10 tRNA genes are annotated in these 2,363 nt (G+C 39.4%); 8 read left to right on the forward strand and 2 right to left on the reverse strand.

Annotated elements, in window-relative coordinates:
* Positions 1-140 precede the first annotated feature (140 nt).
* Both CWC16_RS19175 and CWC16_RS19180 read right to left on the reverse strand, forming a co-directional pair.
* Positions 141-216, reverse strand: a tRNA-Glu gene (locus tag CWC16_RS19175).
* A gap of 36 nt (positions 217-252) precedes the next feature.
* A tRNA-Ala gene (locus tag CWC16_RS19180) sits at positions 253-328 on the reverse strand.
* A gap of 968 nt (positions 329-1,296) precedes the next feature.
* On the opposite strand from CWC16_RS19180, the gene CWC16_RS19185 reads away from it, so the two are divergent.
* The 8 genes from CWC16_RS19185 to CWC16_RS19215 all read left to right on the forward strand — a co-directional run bounded on the left by CWC16_RS19185 (position 1,297) and on the right by CWC16_RS19215 (position 2,285).
* Positions 1,297-1,372 (forward strand) — tRNA-Val (locus CWC16_RS19185).
* Positions 1,373-1,515: 143 nt separating this feature from the next.
* A tRNA-Val gene (locus CWC16_RS19190) sits at positions 1,516-1,591 on the forward strand.
* 43 nt (positions 1,592-1,634) lie between these two features.
* Positions 1,635-1,723, forward strand: a tRNA-OTHER gene (locus CWC16_RS19935).
* Positions 1,724-1,746: 23 nt separating this feature from the next.
* Positions 1,747-1,822, forward strand: a tRNA-Val gene (locus CWC16_RS19195).
* 36 nt (positions 1,823-1,858) lie between these two features.
* Positions 1,859-1,934: transfer RNA gene (locus tag CWC16_RS19200), tRNA-Val, on the forward strand.
* A 45-nt stretch (positions 1,935-1,979) separates the two neighbouring features.
* A tRNA-Val gene (locus CWC16_RS19205) sits at positions 1,980-2,055 on the forward strand.
* A 33-nt stretch (positions 2,056-2,088) separates the two neighbouring features.
* Positions 2,089-2,164, forward strand: a tRNA-Val gene (locus CWC16_RS19210).
* Positions 2,165-2,209: 45 nt separating this feature from the next.
* Positions 2,210-2,285 (forward strand) — tRNA-Val (locus tag CWC16_RS19215).
* Positions 2,286-2,363 lie beyond the last annotated feature (78 nt).

Here is a 2,363-nt window from a genome sequence, read left to right on the forward strand (position 1 = left end):
CTAAAAAGTGTCACTAGGACATTTGATAAGTTTAACTCATATCACGAGCTGCTAAGGTAATACGCTTAACACACATAAAGACTCGAGCTTTAAGTGTTACGTTTTTCTCTTGGTCAAACCACATCTAACTATTTGTTAGATGGCGTCCCCAAGGGGATTCGAACCCCTGTTACCGCCGTGAAAGGGCGGTGTCCTAGGCCTCTAGACGATGGGGACACAGAAAACTGCTACCCTAGGACATGCACAAAGATTTGGTGGAGCTATGCGGGATCGAACCGCAGACCTCTTCGCTGCCAGCGAAGCGCTCTCCCAGCTGAGCTATAGCCCCAAACCTTTTTAATACCTAACGTGTTTAACACGTTGTGTATCGCTGAGTGCGGGGCGCATTCTATGCACCCCCCCAAATAAAGTCAACAGTTTTTTATGTCACTTTATTTAAATGGTTTAATTTTCAACAAACTGGCTATCAAGCATGCTAAAAATTGTAATTTCGATAAAATTCGGGCTCTACTTCACCTAACAGCACTATAAACAGATTAATTAACTATTCATACCTCGTTGATGACCTAATAATGTTTACCATAAAAGGTATACATTTATAAGCAAATTGAGTACAGATTCAAAAAGCACTTTTTGCCATGACTTAAACCAGGCCAACCTGCGATTATAAGTGTGTTATTTAAATCTCTGAACCCTATTCGATAACCTTATTTATTAAATGCATATCCCTCCCTTTTTAAATTGCTTGAAAAAATATAAAAGTTGAAGTGAATTAGATCGTCGTTAAACATACCAACAAATAGCTCGTGTTGTTTTAAAGGCTAAGATCAAATTTGGGTAATAGGCTCTATTTAGTTGTCACTGTGCCAAAACTCTTTAGGTTAGTTAGAGTTTATTCGCACAAATGGCAATACATATTAAGACTTATTCCTTTTAAACTGTTCGTCCCTTTTAAAGATTAACTTATAGTGGCTCTAAAATTTTAATTTTTTGACCGTGACTTTCCTTTGTGAAAAGACGTCACGCTTGATGTATCAATTTAAACATTGGCTTTTTATTCGTTTATTTAAGCAAACGCTTTTTATTGTATATAAAAATAAGGCAGTCACTTCGCTTAATTTAGCTGTTTATTTGTCCTGCCCGTTTAAATTTGGTGATAAAGTAAACGCCAACCACATCGCGTTGTTTATAAAACCTTCATTCAGCACATTTTTATCATTCAAGTGTTGACACATTTGCAACTCTATCTATAATAGCGCCCCACAACAACGCAGCAATGCAATGTTATTTAGATGTGGGTGATTAGCTCAGTTGGGAGAGCATCGCCCTTACAAGGCGAGGGTCACTGGTTCAAGTCCAGTATTACCCACCACTTTACTAAGTGTACACATCTAGAACTTTAATTGAGCTGTTAGCTCAATTAGAAAAAAGAACATCACCGTTTAAATAATAGAGGGTGGCGTTTACTGGTTAAAGTCCAGTACTATTTTAAATAGTAGCGTTTAATTTATATGTGGGTGATTAGCTCAGTTGGGAGAGCATCGCCCTTACAAGGCGAGGGTCACTGGTTCAAGTCCAGTATCACCCACCACATATAAACCTACTATATTAATAGTTTTTTAAAACTGTAATATGGGTCGTTAGCTCAGTTACAGGAAAAGAGAGCATCACCGCTTTTTATAAAAGATGGCGAGGTTCACTGGTTAAAGTCCAGTACTACTTACTACAGGTAGTAGCATGTAATATGGGTCGTTAGCTCAGTTGGGAGAGCATCGCCCTTACAAGGCGAGGGTCACTGGTTCAAGTCCAGTACGACCCACCATTCTTAGAGTGGTGCATATTACAAAAATTTATATGTGGGTGATTAGCTCAGTTGGGAGAGCATCGCCCTTACAAGGCGAGGGTCACTGGTTCAAGTCCAGTATCACCCACCACATATAAAAGCTATTATATTAATAGCTCGTTTTAAAATTTAATATGGGTCGTTAGCTCAGTTGGGAGAGCATCGCCCTTACAAGGCGAGGGTCACTGGTTCAAGTCCAGTACGACCCACCATTCTTAGAATGGTGCATATTAAATGTATAATTTGGGTGATTAGCTCAGTTGGGAGAGCATCGCCCTTACAAGGCGAGGGTCACTGGTTCAAGTCCAGTATCACCCACCAAATTATACTAAACGTTAAAACAGTTAAGTCATACCTATTATATGTGGGTGATTAGCTCAGTTGGGAGAGCATCGCCCTTACAAGGCGAGGGTCACTGGTTCAAGTCCAGTATCACCCACCACATATAACCTCTTCTGAATAATTATTATAAAAACCCTATTTAGGTAATTAACCCAGTTGTAAGCAAAAGAGCATCGCC

The organism is Pseudoalteromonas sp. S3776 (genome assembly GCF_005886915.1).
GTDB lineage: Bacteria > Pseudomonadota > Gammaproteobacteria > Enterobacterales > Alteromonadaceae > Pseudoalteromonas.